This is a genomic window from Pseudomonas sp. IPO3778, from assembly GCF_013386825.1.
In the GTDB taxonomy this organism is placed as follows: domain Bacteria; phylum Pseudomonadota; class Gammaproteobacteria; order Pseudomonadales; family Pseudomonadaceae; genus Aquipseudomonas.
On sequence record NZ_JACARC010000030.1, the window covers coordinates 123,719 to 140,374 of the forward strand.

The 16,656-nt window shown below is 62.0% G+C and carries 12 protein-coding genes; all 12 read right to left on the reverse strand.

The features are described 5' to 3' along the window. Nucleotides 1–136: 136 nt before the first annotated feature. Entirely contained in the window at nucleotides 137–2,914 is a 2,778-nt protein-coding gene (locus HX855_RS14975; RefSeq protein WP_177083222.1) for a hybrid sensor histidine kinase/response regulator, read from the reverse strand. Nucleotides 2,915–3,016: 102 nt separating this feature from the next. Further along, nucleotides 3,017–4,309, reverse strand: a complete 1,293-nt coding sequence (purD, locus tag HX855_RS14980) for a phosphoribosylamine--glycine ligase (RefSeq protein ID WP_177083224.1) — start codon at nucleotides 4,307–4,309, stop codon at nucleotides 3,017–3,019. A 185-nt stretch (nucleotides 4,310–4,494) separates the two neighbouring features. After that, entirely contained in the window at nucleotides 4,495–6,102 is a 1,608-nt protein-coding gene (gene purH / locus HX855_RS14985; RefSeq protein WP_177083226.1) for a bifunctional phosphoribosylaminoimidazolecarboxamide formyltransferase/IMP cyclohydrolase, read from the reverse strand. A gap of 81 nt (nucleotides 6,103–6,183) precedes the next feature. Continuing rightward, a complete protein-coding gene (gene fis / locus HX855_RS14990) occupies nucleotides 6,184–6,504 on the reverse strand; it encodes a DNA-binding transcriptional regulator Fis (RefSeq protein ID WP_003186237.1) in 321 nt (106 codons plus the stop codon). Beyond that, nucleotides 6,501–7,514: a tRNA dihydrouridine synthase DusB gene (dusB, locus tag HX855_RS14995; RefSeq protein ID WP_177083228.1), complete on the reverse strand. Its 1,014-nt coding sequence runs from the start codon at nucleotides 7,512–7,514 to the stop codon at nucleotides 6,501–6,503. The genes fis and dusB overlap by 4 nt, the downstream gene beginning before the upstream one ends. A gap of 185 nt (nucleotides 7,515–7,699) precedes the next feature. Further along, nucleotides 7,700–8,962 carry a DUF3426 domain-containing protein gene (locus HX855_RS15000; protein ID WP_177083230.1) on the reverse strand — a complete coding sequence of 421 codons (1,263 nt, stop codon included), beginning with the start codon at nucleotides 8,960–8,962 and terminating at the stop codon, nucleotides 7,700–7,702. Nucleotides 8,963–8,992: 30 nt separating this feature from the next. Next, on the reverse strand, nucleotides 8,993–9,871 hold the full coding sequence (gene prmA / locus HX855_RS15005; RefSeq protein ID WP_177083232.1) for a 50S ribosomal protein L11 methyltransferase: 879 nt from the start codon (nucleotides 9,869–9,871) through the stop codon (nucleotides 8,993–8,995). 275 nt (nucleotides 9,872–10,146) lie between these two features. Further along, nucleotides 10,147–11,505, reverse strand: a complete 1,359-nt coding sequence (gene accC, locus HX855_RS15010; protein ID WP_169357689.1) for an acetyl-CoA carboxylase biotin carboxylase subunit — start codon at nucleotides 11,503–11,505, stop codon at nucleotides 10,147–10,149. 17 nt (nucleotides 11,506–11,522) lie between these two features. Beyond that, nucleotides 11,523–11,978 (reverse strand): acetyl-CoA carboxylase biotin carboxyl carrier protein, encoded by a 456-nt coding sequence (accB, locus tag HX855_RS15015; RefSeq protein WP_088424725.1) that lies wholly within the window; start codon nucleotides 11,976–11,978, stop codon nucleotides 11,523–11,525. Nucleotides 11,979–12,003: 25 nt separating this feature from the next. Continuing rightward, the gene (gene aroQ, locus HX855_RS15020) at nucleotides 12,004–12,459 is read right to left on the reverse strand and encodes a type II 3-dehydroquinate dehydratase (protein WP_003217307.1); all 456 of its coding nucleotides are present in this window, start codon (nucleotides 12,457–12,459) and stop codon (nucleotides 12,004–12,006) included. Nucleotides 12,460–12,698: 239 nt separating this feature from the next. Further along, the gene (locus HX855_RS15025) at nucleotides 12,699–14,660 is read right to left on the reverse strand and encodes a methyl-accepting chemotaxis protein (RefSeq protein WP_177083234.1); all 1,962 of its coding nucleotides are present in this window, start codon (nucleotides 14,658–14,660) and stop codon (nucleotides 12,699–12,701) included. A gap of 52 nt (nucleotides 14,661–14,712) precedes the next feature. Next, the gene (locus HX855_RS15030; protein ID WP_177083236.1) at nucleotides 14,713–16,383 is read right to left on the reverse strand and encodes a PleD family two-component system response regulator; all 1,671 of its coding nucleotides are present in this window, start codon (nucleotides 16,381–16,383) and stop codon (nucleotides 14,713–14,715) included. Nucleotides 16,384–16,656 lie beyond the last annotated feature (273 nt).

The following is a 16,656-nucleotide window of genomic DNA, read 5'->3' on the forward strand; positions in this document are numbered from 1 at the left end:
GACGAACGGGCTGCACTGATCCCCTGTAGGAGCGAGCTTGCTCGCGAAGGTCGTTAACGATAACGCGGGCTTTCTGGTTTAACGCGGCGCTCTCAGGTTCTTTGCGAGCAAGCTCGCTCCTACAGGTGGCGCGTCGTCAGGGCGTAGGGGCGTGCTCCGGCCGCTGTGCCCGCTGCGCCACCCAATATTCCACCAGCTCACGCAACTGCGACAACTCCACCGGCTTGGCCATGTGCCCGTCCATCCCGGCCTGGCGTGCACGCTCTTTATGCTCTGAAAGAATGTGCGCCGTCAGCGCCACGATCGGCGTGCGAATGCGCTGGTTGCTGACTTCCCATGCCCGCAGTTGCTGGGTGGCGGAGAAACCGTCGAGGATCGGCATTTCACAATCCATCAACACCAGGTCGTAGCGCTGGGTCTTCATCGCCTGCAGGGCTTCTTCGCCGTTGCTGGCGGTGTCGGGCTGCAGGTTGAGCTTGCCGAGCATGCCGCGAATCACCTTGGTGGAGATACTGTTGTCTTCCGCCACCAGAATCTTGAAATCACTCGGCACCGTCACGGGAACGGGGGCGCTGATCGCTGCCTGGCGAGGCTGCACGGTGCCCTTGCTGCGTTGGGTCAGTTCGTCGGCGAGCGTGGTCTTGAGGGTATAGCCGGCCACAGGCTTGGCGAGGATGCGTTTGATCCCGCAGTTGCGCGCGATGATCTTGCTCGGCGCATTGCTGATGCCGGTGAGCATGATCAGCAAAATGTCGTGGTTCAGGCTCGGGTCTTCCTTGATCTTCGCCGCCAGTTGCATACCGGTCATGCCGGGCATGTTCTGGTCCAGCAGCACCACGTCGAAATAATCCCGCAGGTGCGCCTTGGTGCGCAGCAGGGCCAACGCCTCCTTGCCCGATGGCACCGCGCTCACGTTCAGGCCCCACGCCGTGCATTGCTGCACCAGCACTTTGCGGCAGGTGTCGTTGTCGTCCACCACCAGCACGCGGGCGCCCTTGAGCGGGCCGTCGAGGTCGGAGGTCGGATGCTCCAGGCGTTCCGGGTCCAGCGGTAAGGTCAGCCACAGGGTGCTGCCCTGTTGGCTGCCGCTCTTGATGCCGAACTCGCCGTTCATCAACAGGATCAACTGGCGGGCGATGACCAGGCCCAGATGGCCGCTCAAGCGGGTGGCAGACAGGAAGTTCTTGCTGTGCAACTCGCTGTGCAGCAGGGCGTCGCGCTCGGCGGGCTCCATCGGCAGGCCGCTGTCTTGCACGGCAATGCGCAGGCGCGGTTTGCTGCTGCGCTCGTCCAGCGCCACCACGATCAGCACTTCGCCTTCATCAGTTTTTTGCAGGGCGTTTTCCAGCAGGCTCAACAGCGCCTGGCGCAGGCGCGTCGGGTCGCCGCTGATCACCCGTGGCACTTGTGGCTGGATAAAGCTGATCAGCTCGACATTCTGCTGTTCGGCCTTGGCGCGGAAAATACTCAGGCAGTCTTCGATCAACGCGTTGAGGTCGAATTGCACGTCGTCCAGCTCGATCTGCCCGGATTCGAGCTTGGAGATGTCGAGAATCTCGTTGATCAGGGTGAGCAGTTCATTGCCGGCGCTATGAATGGTTTGCACGTAGTCCCGTTGCTTGACCGACAGCGGCGTACCCAGCAGCAGTTCGGTCATGCCCAGCACGCCGTTCATGGGGGTGCGGATTTCGTGGCTGATCTTCGCCAGGAACTCGGCCTTGGCGGCGATTTCGGCATTGCTGGCCGCCAGGTCGCGACTGAGGCTGAAGTTGTCTTCAGTGATAGCGCGTTGGCGTTCGCCCAACGCCAGGCTCATCAACAGGCCGCTGAGGCAGATAAAACCGAGCAAGGTGACGATCAAGCCTTGGGGCGCCACCAGTGTCAGGCCCAGCAAGGCCGGCAGGATGATCAGCGTGCCAATGTTGAAGATCACCATCGCCAGCATGAACAGGCGCGCCGGGCGATAACCTTTTTGCCAGTGATAGGCCGAGACGAACAGCATGCTCAGGCCGGCCAGCGCCACCAGGGCGTAGGTGATGATGTTCAGGGGCAGCGTATTGACGAACAGCAGCAACAGCCCGACCAGGACGATCAGCAGGATATCGGCCATCAACAGCTTGTTCAGCGGGTGCGGGCCCAGGGGGGCAAAGAAACGGTAAGCGAACATCAGCCCGCACGGTGCCGTCAGCAGCAGGGCGAGGTAGGCGCCGGGGGTTTGTACCGCGTGCCAGTTCGGCAGCCACGGCCCCACCACGTTGAGCAACAGCGCCAGGCTGAGCATCAACAGCACTTCGCAGGCGGCGAGCCACAGGCTGCTGCGGGAGCGATGGTAGGCGTAGCGGGTCAGGTTGTGCAGGATCAGCATCACCAGGCAGCCGAACAGCAGCCCGTAGATCAGTGTCTGGTTCTGGTTGGCCGCAGCCAGTACCGCGGGCTCCAGGGTGATGTACGGGCGCAGCTCATGTTCCGAGACCATGCGCAGGTACACGTCCAGCGGCTTCTGGCTTTGGGGCATCGGCAGCATGAAGTCGCTGCTGGGCAGCGGGCGCTCGGCCTGGGGCTGGCGGGTGCCGGTGGCTTGCTGCTCCACCAGGGTGTCGCCGTCGAGCACGTACAGGTTCAGGTGTGACAGGTCGGGGGCGAATACTCGCAGCACTTGCTCGTGCTTGCCGGGTTGCAGCCTGAAGCGTACCCACAACGCACCGTCCGGCTGCGCGGCGGTAATCCGGTCCAGTTCGATGGGGCTGAATTGATTGATATAGCGGGGCGAGCGGATATCGCTCAGTTGCAGATCGGCCTGTTCATCAAGCAATACCGCCCAGCCACTGCCTTGTGCGGCGGCCTGGGCCGGAAGCAAGCAGAGCAAGGTCAGCAGACTGACAGTGAAACCTATGGCGATCCTGAGCCAGCGCACGGCGAAATCCCTTCGTAGGTTGATGCATGGGTATAACTATGCGCGGGGCCACAAGAGTAGGGCAAGGGCCAAGGGCCCCTGCCTAACCGAACGGATAGCTGTTTACTGACTTTCGCCACGCTCACGGGCAATGGCGCGGTAGCCAATGTCAGTGCGGTAGAAGCAGCCCTTCCAGTCGATCTTCGCCGCCAGCTTGTAAGCCTGTTGCTGGGCGGCATCTACGCTGCTGCCCATGGCGGTTGCGCACAATACGCGGCCACCGGCAGTGACGACCTTGCCATCCTTGAGCGCGGTGCCCGCGTGGAACACCTTGCCTTCCAGCGTAGCAGCCCCGTCCAGACCTTCAATCACATCGCCCTTGGCGTAGTCGGCCGGGTAGCCGCCGGCAGCCAGCACGATGCCGACGCTTGGGCGCGGGTCCCACTGGGCTTCGACTTTGTCGAGCGCCTGGGCCAGCGCGGCTTCCACCAGCAGTACCAGGCTCGATTGCAGGCGCAGCATCACCGGTTGGGTTTCCGGGTCGCCGAAGCGGCAGTTGAACTCGATGACTTTCGGGTTACCGGCCTTGTCGATCATCAAACCGGCGTACAGGAAGCCGGTGTACACGTTGCCTTCGTCCGCCATGCCGCGCACGGTTGGCCAGATCACCAGGTCCATCACGCGTTTGTGCACGTCGGCGGTGACCACTGGGGCCGGGGAGTAGGCACCCATGCCGCCGGTGTTCGGGCCGCTGTCGCCGTCGCCGACGCGTTTGTGGTCCTGGCTGGTGGCCATCGGCAGCACGTTCTTGCCGTCGACCATCACGATGAAGCTGGCTTCTTCGCCGTCGAGGAATTCTTCGATCACCACGCGGGAACCGGCTTCACCGAAAGCATTGCCGGCGAGCATGTCGCGCACGGCGTCTTCGGCCTCACTCAGGGTCATCGCAACGATCACGCCTTTACCGGCGGCCAGGCCGTCGGCCTTGATCACGATCGGTGCACCGACCTCACGCAGGTAAGCCAGGGCCGGCTCGATCTCGGTGAAGTTCTGGTAGTCGGCGGTCGGGATCTTGTGGCGCGCCAGGAAATCCTTGGTGAAGGCTTTCGAGCCTTCCAGCTGGGCGGCGCCGGCGGTTGGGCCGAAGCAGTCCAGGCCACGGCTGCGGAACAGGTCCACAACGCCGGCCACCAAGGGCACTTCCGGACCGACGATGGTCAGGGAAACGTTTTTCTCGGCAAAGTCCGCCAGCTGCTCAAGGGCCAGAACGTCGATGGCGACGTTTTCGCACTTGGCTTCAATGGCGGTGCCGGCGTTGCCGGGTGCAACGAACACTTTCTGGACGCGTGGGTCCTGGGCAACTTTCCAGGCCAGGGCGTGTTCACGGCCACCGCTGCCAATGATCAAAACATTCATTTCAAAAACCTCAAATTCTGTAAGGCGCCGCTGGAGCGCTTTAATGTGGAGCCGGACTCTTGTGGCGAGGGAGCTTGCTCCCGTTCGACAGCGCAGCTGGAGCCCGCTTTTGGGGGCGCTTCGCACCCCAGCGGGAGCAAGCTCCCTCGCCACAAAACCGGCTCCCACATTTCGATCAAGTTGGATCAGTGACGGAAGTGGCGCATGCCAGTGAAGACCATGGCGATGCCGGCTTCATCAGCCGCTGCAATCACTTCAGCGTCACGCATCGAGCCGCCCGGCTGGATCACGGCGGTCACACCGGCTTTCGCGGCATTGTCCAGGCCATCACGGAACGGGAAGAAGGCATCGGATGCCATCACCGAGCCCTGCACCTGCAAACCGGCATGTTCCGCCTTGATCGCTGCGATACGGGCCGAGTTCACGCGGCTCATCTGGCCGGCGCCGACACCGATGGTCTGGCGGTTCTTGGCGTAGACGATGGCGTTGGACTTAACGTACTTGGCGACTTTCCAGGCGAAGATCAGGTCGTTGATTTCCTGTTCGGTCGGCGCGCGTTGGGTCACCACTTTCAGGTCGTCACTGCCGATCATGCCGATGTCGCGGCTCTGTACCAGCAAGCCGCCATTGACGCGCTTGTAGTCCCAGGCGGCGGCACGGTCAGCCGACCACTCGCCGCAGGCCAGCAGGCGCACATTGGCCTTGGCGGCAACGATGGCGCGAGCTCCTTCGCTGACGGACGGGGCAATGATCACTTCAACGAACTGACGCTCGACGATCGCCTTGGCGGTCTCGGCATCCAGTTCACGGTTGAAGGCGATGATGCCGCCGAAGGCCGACTCGGTGTCGGTGGCGTAGGCCAGTTCGTACGCCTGGCGGATACCGCCTTCAGCGTCGGGGCTCACGGCCACGCCGCACGGGTTGGCGTGCTTGACGATCACGCAGGCGGGCTTGACGAAGCTCTTCACACATTCCAGCGCGGCGTCGGTGTCGGCCACGTTGTTGTAGGAAAGCTCTTTGCCTTGCAGTTGGGTCGCGGTGGCGATGCCCACTTCGGCCGGTTTGGCTTCCACGTAGAACGCCGCGCTCTGGTGCGGGTTCTCGCCGTAGCGCATTTCCTGGGCCTTGATGAACTGGCTGTTGAAGGTGCGCGGGAACTGGCTGCGACCTTCTGTGCTGAGGGTTTCAGCGGCCTGGTTCACGGTGCCCATGTAGTTGGCGATCATGCCGTCGTAGGCGGCGGTGTGTTCGAAGGCCTTGAGCATCAGGTCGAAGCGCTGGGCGTAGGTCAGGCCGCCGGCTTTCAGGCTTTCCAGCACGTTGGCGTAGTCGCTGGCGTTCACCACGATGGCCACGTCTTTGTGGTTTTTGGCTGCCGAGCGAACCATGGTCGGGCCGCCGATATCGATGTTTTCGATGGCGGTCGGCAGGTCGCAACCTGGCTTGTTGATGGTGGCTTCGAACGGGTACAGGTTAACGGCCACCAGGTCGATCGGCTTGATGCCGTGTTCGGTCATGATGGCGTCGTCGATACCGCGACGACCAAGGATCCCGCCGTGGATTTTCGGGTGCAGGGTCTTGACCCGACCGTCCATCATTTCTGCGAAGCCGGTGTAGTCCGCCACTTCCACTGCGGCCACGCCGTTGTCCTGCAGCAGTTTGAAGGTCCCGCCGGTGGAGAGAATCTCCACGCCCAGGGCTTCCAGCTCCCGGGCGAATTCGAGGATCCCGGTCTTGTCGGAGACACTGATCAAGGCACGGCGGATCGGCAGGCGGGTAGTCTGGTCGGTCATTTCAATTTCCATCAAAAGCAAAGGAGTCAGCAAAAAAGGCGTCCGTTTTTACGCGGGCGCCTTTCTGGTTTGATTGAATGCTTACAGCAAATCGTACTGCTTGAGTTTCTTGCGCAGCGTGCCACGGTTCAGGCCGAGCAGCTCACTGGCCTTGGTCTGGTTGCCCTTGACGTAGTTCATCACGCTTTCGAGCAACGGGGCCTCGACTTCGGAGAGCACCAGGTTGTACACGTCCGTGACGGCAGCGCCCTCAAGGTGGGCGAAATAATTGTGCAGCGCCTTCTCGACACTCCCGCGAAGGGTCTGGCCTTCTTCGCTCGGCGTGTTGAGGTGCTGTTTCAAATTGACGTTGTCGCTCACGGGTGTTGTTCCACTCACTAAAGTCTCGGTCATCATCGTCATGCGGCCACCCCTTCTCCGTCCCCTGTCACCAGGCTCTTGTAACGCTCGCAGAAGAACTCACGAACGTTGGCGCACTGTGCTTCCGTATCATCCAAACGATTGAAGTGGGCGCGAAACTCCCTGGCGCCCGGCAAGGTTGCGAGATACCAGCCCACATGCTTGCGAGCAATGCGTACTCCCATCACGTCTCCATAGAAGGCGTGCAGGGCGGCCAGATGCTCTAGCAGAATACGTTCCACCTCGATCAACTCCGGTGCCGGCAAGGTTTCGCCGGTACGCAGAAAATGGTCGATCTCACGAAAAATCCACGGCCGCCCCTGGGCAGCCCGGCCAATCAACAGGCCATCGGCACCGGTCGCGTGCAGTACGCGCCGGGCTTTCTCGGCTGAATCGATATCGCCATTGGCAAAGACGGGAATCGACACCGCCTGCTTGATCGCGGCGATGGTGTCGTACTCGGCTTCACCGGTGTAAAGGTCGGCGCGGGTGCGGCCATGCACCGCCAGCGCTGTAATGCCCGCCTGCTCGGCGATCTTCGCCACCGTCAGGCCATTCTTGTTGTCCCGGTCCCAACCGGTGCGGATCTTCAGGGTGACCGGCACATCCACTGCAGCGACTACGGCATGCAGGATCTCGCTCACCAACTGCTCATCCTTCAACAGGGCGGAGCCTGCGGCCTTGTTGCAGACCTTCTTGGCCGGGCAACCCATGTTGATGTCAATAATCTGCGCCCCCAACTCCACGTTGGCCCGGGCCGCATCCGCCAGCATTTGCGCATCACCGCCGGCGATCTGTACCGAGCGGGGCTCGGGATCACCTTCATGGATCATGCGCATCCGCGATTTGCGGGTGTTCCACAAGCTCATGTCGCTGGTAACCATTTCCGAGACTACAAGCCCTGCGCCCAATCGTTTGCAAAGCTGACGAAAGGGCTGGTCGGTGACGCCCGCCATGGGGGCGAGGATCAAGCCGTTGTGCAATGTGTATGGGCCGATGCGTACCGCCGACATAGGACTTCCCTGTTGTGGGGCCGGATCATTAGAGTTCGAAAAAGGGTTGGCATGATACCCGCTCTCGATGACTGGATAAAGGCTGAATTGGATAAAATCTGAACAGTTACTTTCTTATCGCCGCCGGTTTGGTCGAAGGCGGTGCAGTCAATAATCTGCCGTCAAACCCCGGCCCATGCGCCGGTTCACTCGGGAGAGTGGAAGCTCAGGCTGTAATTCACTGCTTTGTTGCCCGGGTCGAGAATGTCCAGGGCAATGTGGATCGGCGTCTGGGAGGGCATCTCGGTCTGGCCGGCCAGCTCGCCGCTGAGGTATTCGGCGGGCTTGAAGCGACGACTGGCGATCATATTCCCGTTCATGTCCGCGAAGCGTAGCTCCAGCAGCGGGAACGGTTGGGAGAATGTCGCGCGGTTATAGATGATCGCGTCCACCACCAGGGCGCCGGCAAATTCCGGGTGGCTGCGCACCACCAGGTTGCTGCTCTTAATGTGGGCGATATCGACCCGTGATGGCACCGTGCAGCCCAGTGTTGGGCACAGTTCCTGGAACCACGGGCGATAGGCATCCTGGCGTGCCAGGTCGTCGAATTGGTAAGCGACGTACTGTCCCGCCAGGCCGGCGGCGGCCAGCAGCACCAACAACCCCCAGAACAGGCGGCGGCCCCAGCCGGAGGCGCGCTTCTGGGAATACAGGTGCAGTGGGTCGTCTTCCAGGTCCTGCAGCATGTCGTCGTGAGCGCTGGCCTCGGGGCGAGGGCGCTTGCGTTTTGGCTGCGGGCGCTCCGGTTGCCGGGGTTCCGGCTCGACGGTTTCGGCGGTTACCGGCGGGTCGAGGTCGTCATCGGCAAGGCGGCTGTGGAGTGCAGGCTCGTCGTCAGGCTCAACGGCTTCAAACGACATCGACGGCTCGGTGCGCTTGGGTTTGCCCGGAGTTGCCTTGGCCGGTTGCGGTGGCTCGTCGGCGGGTTGCGGGGCTTGCTCCCGTTCATCGCGCGGCTCACTGAACAGGCTGGCGGCCCATTGCTCTTCCTCGGCTTTGGCCGTGTCACGGCTGGCGTTGAGGGTGTCTTCCTTTTGCCGACGGTCGGCGCCCTGTTGGCGACGGTCTGCACCCAGGGGCTGGGTGTGTTGAATCTCGCGACGTTCCAGCTTGGCCAGTTCTTCGTCAAGGTCCAGGTTGTCCAGGTCCAGCTCTTCGGCGGTCCATTGTTTCTGGCTGATGGCCCGCGGTGCTTCGGGTGGCGGTTCTGCCGCCGCCGGTGGCTCTGCCACAGGCGATGCCTGGGGCGCGGGCGCACTGGCGCGCTGCTCCAGTAATTGGCGCGCGGCATTGAACACTTGCAGGCATGAGCCACAGCGCACCACGCCACGGGCCACGCTCAATTGAGCATGGCTGACGCGAAAGCGTGCTTGGCAATGTGGGCACTGGGTGACGAAACTGTCGGTCATGCGGCCATCCGATTCATGCAAGCGCTCATTCTAGCGCCGACGACCGCTGATGCGTACCCAGCCATCGCGGTTGGCGATCGGATCCAGCTCGAAATCCTGGGCATAGGCGGCGGCAACGTCTTCGCCTTGTTCGGCGAGGATGCCCGACAGCGCCAGGCGGCCGCCCGGCTTGACCAGGCTCGACAGCTGCGGCGCCAGCGAAACCAGTGGCCCGGCGAGGATGTTGGCCACCAGCACGTCGGCCTGTACCTGGGGCAATTGCTCCGGCAGGTACAGCGGGAATTTCTCTTCAGCGATGTGATTGCGCCCGGCGTTATCGCGGGAGGCTTCCAGGGCCTGCACGTCGATATCGGTACCGACGGCTTCCTTGGCGCCCAGCAGCAGGGCGGCGATGGCCAGAATCCCCGAGCCGCAGCCGAAGTCCAGCACGTTGCAGCCGTGCAGGTCCTGGCCGTCGAGCCATTCCAGGCACAGGGCCGTGGTGGGGTGGGTGCCGGTGCCGAACGCCAGGCCCGGGTCCAGCAGCAGGTTCACCGCGTCAGGCTCGGGAGCCGCGTGCCAGCTCGGCACGATCCACAGGCGCTGGCCGAAGCGCATTGGCTGGAAGTTATCCATCCAGCTGCGTTCCCAGTCCTGGTCTTCGATGATTTCGCTGTGATGCTCCGGCAGTGGGCCGCCGGTGAGCAGTTCCAGATGGGCCAACACGCTGGCGGCATCGGTGCCGTCTTCGAACAGGGCCAGCAGGTGGGTGTGGGACCACAGCGGGGTGGTGTTGAGCTCGGGTTCGAAGATCGGCTGGTCTTCGGCGTCCATGAAGGTTACCGACACCGCGCCCACTTCGAGGAACGCGTCTTCGTAGGTTTCGGCTTGTTCTGGGCTGATGGCGAGACGGACTTGCAGCCAAGGCATGGCGGGCACCTTTGAAAAAATGAGTGTGCAGCAGGGTAGGGCTGCGAAAGCGCGCAAGTTTACGCGAGCGGCGGGCAGAAGACGACACCACTGACTGAACGCAGGCTAAATGTGGGAGCTGGCTTGCCTGCGATAACGGAGTGTCAGCGGAGCATTACCTCACTGACCCACCGCCATCGCAGGCAAGCCAGCTCCCACAGGGTTTTGTGGTGTTTTTTGTATCCCACAAACAACAAAGCCGCCCGAAGGCGGCTGTGTTGGGTGGATCACTTCGCTTACTGATTAGCCAGCTTGTGTTCCAGGTAGTGAATGTTCACACCACCTTCGCAGAAGCCTTCATCGCGAACCAGATCCCGATGCAACGGGATGTTGGTCTTGATGCCGTCTACCACGATTTCGTCCAGGGCATTGCGCATGCGTGCCATGGCTTCATCGCGAGTCGAGCCCCAGGTGATCAGCTTGCCGATCAGGGAGTCGTAGTTCGACGGAACCTTGTAGCCGCTGTACAGGTGGGAATCGACGCGAACGCCGTTGCCGCCTGGTGCATGGAAGTGCTTGACCATGCCTGGGCTCGGGATAAAGGTTTTCGGGTCTTCGGCGTTGATCCGGCACTCCAGGGAGTGGCCGTGGATCTTCACATCATCCTGGGTAAACGACAGCGTGTTGCCAGCGGCGATGCTCAGCATCTCCTTGACGATGTCGATGCCGGTGACCATTTCCGATACCGGGTGCTCTACCTGCACACGAGTGTTCATCTCGATGAAGTAGAAGCGGCCGTTCTCGTACAGGAACTCGAAAGTGCCTGCGCCACGGTAGTTGATGTCGATGCACGCCTTGACGCAACGCGCCAGAACTTCGGCACGGGCGGTTTCATCCAGGCCCGGTGCCGGTGCTTCTTCAAGCACCTTCTGGTGGCGACGCTGCAACGAGCAGTCACGATCGCCCAGGTGAATCGCGTGACCCTGGCCATCGGAAAGCACCTGGACTTCCACGTGACGTGGGTTGGTCAGGTATTTTTCGAGGTAGACCATCGGGTTGCTGAACCAGGCGCCCGCTTCTTCGCGAGTCTGCTTGGCCGCTTCGATCAGGTCTTCTTCCTTGTGCACAACGCGCATGCCGCGACCACCGCCGCCGCCAGCGGCCTTGATGATCACCGGGTAACCGACTTCGCGACCAATGCGCAGAGCGGTTTCCGGGTCTTCAGGCAACGGGCCGTCGGAGCCGGGCACGGTTGGCACGCCGGCGGCGATCATGGCGTGCTTGGCCGATACCTTGTCGCCCATCAGGCGAATGGTGTCGGCTTTCGGACCGATGAAGGCAAAACCGGATTTTTCCACCTGTTCGGCGAAATCGGCGTTTTCCGCGAGGAAACCGTAGCCTGGGTGAATGGCGGTGGCGCCGGTCACTTCAGCGGCCGCGATGATCGCCGGGATGTGCAGGTAAGACAGGTTGGCAGGCGCCGGGCCGATGCAAACTGTCTCGTCCGCCAGACCCAAGTGCATCAGCTCTTTGTCGGCAGTCGAGTACACCGCGACGGTCTTGATGCCCATTTCCTTGCACGCGCGCAGGATCCGCAGGGCGATTTCGCCGCGGTTGGCGATCAGGACTTTTTCCAGCTTCGCAGGTTTCAACATCGTTGGCTCTCCGCGGTTCAAACGATGGTGAACAGCGGTTGGTCGAATTCAACCGGCTGACCGTTTTCTACCAGGATGGATTCGATCACACCGGCTTTTTCAGCCTGGATGTGGTTCATCATCTTCATCGCTTCAACGATGCAGATGGTGTCGCCCACTTTGACGGTCTGGCCGATTTCAACAAAGGCTGGCGAAGTCGGTGCCGGGGTGCGGTAGAAGGTACCGACCATTGGCGACTTGACCACGAAACCGTTCAGTTTCGGAGCAGCAGGGGCTTCGGCAACGGTCGCAACCGGAGCGGCAGCCACTGGCGCAGGGGCCGGCGCTTGCATCTGTGGTGCGTAGAACTGTTGGGCCGGAGTCTTGCTGTGACGGCTGATCCGTACGGATTCTTCGCCTTCCTTGATCTCCAGCTCGTCGATACCGGATTCTTCCAGCAGTTCGATCAATTTCTTAACTTTACGGATATCCATGAATCGTCAACTCCCAAAGGGTCGGTCAGGGGCGCTTGGCCGTGTCTTCAAGCTGTTCCAGGGCGGCCTCCAGGGCCAGTCGGTAACCGCTGGCGCCAAGGCCGCAGATCACTCCTACCGCAACGTCGGAGAAGTAAGAGTGATGGCGGAAAGGTTCGCGTTTGTGCACGTTCGATAAATGCACTTCGATGAATGGGATGCTCACCGCCAGCAGCGCGTCACGTAATGCAACGCTTGTGTGCGTAAAAGCGGCGGGATTGATCAGGATAAAGTCCACGCCTTCGCTGCGCGCGGCATGAATGCGATCAATCAATTCGTACTCGGCATTGCTTTGCAGGTAGAGCAGATGGTGGCCGGCATCACGTGCCCGTCGTTCCAGATCGAGGTTGATCTGTTCGAGGGTCACTGCCCCGTAGACGCCCGGTTCGCGGGTGCCGAGCAGGTTCAGGTTGGGTCCGTGAAGAACCAGTAAGGTCGCCATCGGCTGTTCCTTGTTATTGATGTGGGCACGGTAGAACCCGGCGACTATGCCGCAAAGGGTTTGTGACTGTCCAGTTCTATGCAGTAGGCAGCACGATTAGCGAGGATTGCGCAAAATATGTGACCGCATGGCTGAATCCGGTCAGTGTGGGAGCTGGCTTGCCTGCGATGGCGGTGTGTCAGTGTCAGGTTTTTTGACTGATTCACCGCCATCGCAGGCAAGCCAGCTCCCACATTTGGTCAGACGCGGAATGCCTGCACGGCGGTATTGAGTTGCCCGCCAAGTACCAATAAGTCCTCGCCCTGGCGGCGTCCCTGGCCAATTCGCAGCAAGTTGTCCTCGCCCAACTGGTGAATCCTCTCACTGTTATCGCGGATTTCACTCACGGCGCCACTTTGCTGGGCGGTGACATCGGCGATCCGCACCGCGGTGTCGGAAATGGTCTGGATCGCCCCGACGATTTCATCCAGCGCCCCGTCGGCCGCCTGGGCTTGTTCGGCGGTGGCTTCGGCATGTTCGACCTGGGCGCGCATGCCTTCCACCGATTGCCGGGCGGCGGTTTGCAGGCCGGCGATCAGGTGCTGGATTTCGGCGGTGGCGCCGGCGGTGCGCTGGGCCAGGGAGCGTACTTCATCGGCCACCACGGCGAACCCGCGACCGGCTTCACCGGCCCGGGCGGCTTCGATGGCGGCGTTCAAGGCCAGCAGGTTGGTCTGGTCGGCAATCGAACGAATCACGGTAAGTACGCCGCCGATGGTGGCGGATTCCTCGGCGAGTTTCTCGATCATCTGCGCATTGATCTGCACTTCTCCTACAAGTGCGTGTAAACCGGTCAGGCTCAGGCCGATCACCCGTTGGCCCTGTTCCACGGCCTCACCGGCGCTGCGGCTGGCTTCGGCGGCCTGGCTCGCATCGCCGGCGACTTGCTGGATCGTTGCCTCCAGCTCACCCAGGGAATCGCGAATCTGCGCCGTATCACCGGCCTGGCGCTCGGCGCCATCGTGCATGCCGCTGCTCAGTTCCGCCAGCGCGCTGCTGCTGCCGGCCACCTGCTCGGCGTTGTCACGTATGGTGCCCACCAGGTCCACCAGGTAGGCCCGCAGGCGGTTCAGGGATTCTTCGATAGCGTGCAGTTCGCGGTTGGTCTTGCCCAGGGCAATGGGCTGGCTGAAGTCGCCCTCGGCCCAGGTGGACAAGGCCGGCGCCAGGTTCGTCAGCACCCGCGCCAGGCGTCGCTGCAAGGTGTCGATCAACAGCGCGATCAGCAAAATCAGGCCGATCATCACGCCTTGCATCAGCCGCACTTCGCCCTGGATCTGCGCATGCTGGGCCCGCACCACGGGCTCCAGCCCGGCGATGGCGTGCTGCACGGCGTTGATTTTCAGGTGGGTGGCGCTGGCCAGTTCCGTGCGTTGCTGGATTTGCTCGCGGGTGCGTTTCAGCTCGGCGGGGTAGCGTGTGAGCAGGCTGTTGAGTTCGCGCTTGAGGTCGACCCCGGTGTCTTCAGTCACGGTTTTTTCGGTGTTTTCCAGGCCCATCATGGCCGAAAAATCGTCGGTATTGGACTCGCTGCTGGCCGTCACACCCAGCAACGGCAGTTGCCCCAGCACGTCAGCCTGGGTGCGGATATTGCTGACTTCGCGTTCCACATCGTCGGCCAGTTCGCTGCGCCCGCTGCTCACCAGTTTGTCCCGGGCCAGGGAGAGTTTGGCCAGGTGCTGGGAGGCTGCCAACAATGGCGGCAGATAACGCGCCGCCTCGGGCGAACTGACGCCACTGGCGTACTGGTTCAGTTGCTCCAGGTTGGCACCCAGTTCGCGTTCGGCTTGCAGCAACAGGGCTTGCGGGTCGCCGGCCAGTTTGCCGGCGGCGAGCAGGTCAGTTTTGCTGAAGGTGTCCAGGTCCGCCAGGCTGGGGCGCAGGTTTTGCGCCAGGTCTGCGGGTAATTCATCCAGGTGCTGCAGCAGGTTTTCCAGGCTCTGGCTCGCGCTGCTCAGGCGCAGGGCGTCGCCGCTGGCGAGGTAGTCGTCGATGTTGCGGGCGGCCTGGTTCTGAAAGGTCTGCGACAGGCCCAGGTAGCGCTCCATCAACAGATAGGGGCGTTCCAGGGCGCGTTGCGACCACCAGAGCGTCGCGCCCAGGGCCAGGCAAACGGCGACCAGCAGGAGGGTGTTCAGATTCGTCAGCAGCTTCAGGCGCATGCGTGGTTTCAACCGACAGCAGAAGTAAGTGCCTGAAGTTATTGCGTTTCTATTACAGAGTTATGACGGATTCGGTGGATTCCGGTGAAAAGGTGGCACTTTGCTTTGATGCCCGGGCCGACATCACCCGGTTACGCCCTGCATCCTTGGCGCGGTACAGCGCCTCGTCGGCCTGGGCCGCCATCATCAGGCTGTCGGAGCCGTCGCACAGCTCCACCACGCCCGCACTGAAGGTGCACCACAAATCCTGCGGCTGGGCCGGGTAGTGAATCTCGGCAAAGCGCCCACGGATTTCGTCGAGCACTTTGCAGGCGGCGTCGAGGTCGGTGTCGGGCATCACGATGGCAAATTCTTCGCCACCGTAACGGCCTATATAGTCGGTCTTGCGCAGGCGCTGTTTGAGGAACAGGGCAAGGCTCTTGATCACCCGGTCGCCCATGGGGTGGCCATGGCTGTCGTTGACCCGCTTGAAGTGGTCGATGTCGAGCATCGCAAAGCTCAGCGGCTTGCCCTCGCGGCGAGCGCGGAAGCTGCAGTCTTCGAGCAGCTGCAAAATGTGCGTGTGGTTGTACAGCCCGGTGAGGCTGTCGCGCACCATCCGCGCCTTGAGGTTGCGCGCCCGCGCCGCGCGGTTGCGCACGGTGGTGATCAGGTGCCGAGGCTTGATCGGCTTGGTGAGGAAGTCGTCACCGCCTTCGCTCATGGCGTCCAGTTGCTTGTCCAGGTCGTCTTCGGCCGAGAGGTAGATGATCGGCACGCTGACGTAGCGGTCGTTGTGGCGGATCACCTTGGCCAGTTCGGTACCGGTACAGGCTGGCATATACATGTCGAGGATGATCAGGTCGGGCTGGAAGTCCGCCAACTCGGCCATGGCCTGGATCGGTTCGATCAGGGTGCGGGTGACGATGCCGGCGCTGTTGAGCAGGCGTTCGGTGTGCATGGCCTGGGCGCGCGAGTCGTCGATGATCAGCACTTTATAAGGCTCGTACTGAGCGACGCAGGTCAGCACTTCGATTTTTTCCAGCAGGCTCGAGGCCTCCAGGGTGCCGGTGAGGAACTCCTGGCCACCGGCGCGCACGGCGGCCAGGCGGGTGGGGGTGTCGGTTTCATGCAGGCTGAAAAACAGCAACGGCAGCTTGTGTTCCAGGCCCTCCTGGGCTTCGGCGGCGAGTTGCAGGCCCAGGCCGGTGCCGCAGAAGTCCACATCCATCACGATGGCCGCCGGCAAACGCTCGGCCATCGACGAGCGAAACGCCGCCACGCTGTCGAGGGACTGGGCACTCAACCCGAAAAACTCCAGTTGCTTGGCCAGGCGTTCGGCGCGGTCGTGATCGGCCAGCATCACGTAGATCGGCTTGCGCATCGGCGGCAGCAGGGTTTGTTCCAGCTGGTCGCCCTGGCGCAGGCCGGTGCGCGACAGACGCTGCATCAAGCGGTTGAGTTCGGTGATCAGGTGGCTGCTCAGGCGGCCGCGGTTGTCGTCCACCGCCTTGAGTGAAGCGCTGATCAGGTGCGCCAGTTGGCTGTGCTCCGGCTGCTCGAAGCGCTCGGCAAAACGCAGCAGGCGCAGGTTGGCCTCACTGAGCTCGGACAGGTCAGTGGTCGACCATTCGCTGCATTGCAGGCGCTGCCAGATCTCAAGAATTTGACGTGCCTGATGAATTACCCGCTGGGCAAAATGGTGCTTGAGACGCTCACGGCTGGGGTCTTCTGGCTCGGTCATATCCTGACTACTAGTTAGGCTGCATGCTGAGGTCGAACTGATGGCTCTATGCTAGCACCTCTTTTCCGTTGCACGAGTGTCATACGTCAATTAACTGCAAGGTCCTGGATATTCATTTCCCGACCACACAGTCGCGCGGGCGTAAACAGCGTGCATCCTTTATAGTCGAGCCGCGCACTCGCGCCACCCCGACTAAAAGCGCCCCGATGCTCGGCACGATGGGGTAGGGTTGTGGTCGTAGCTATTGAACTCAAGTGATTGAAAGGATATCGC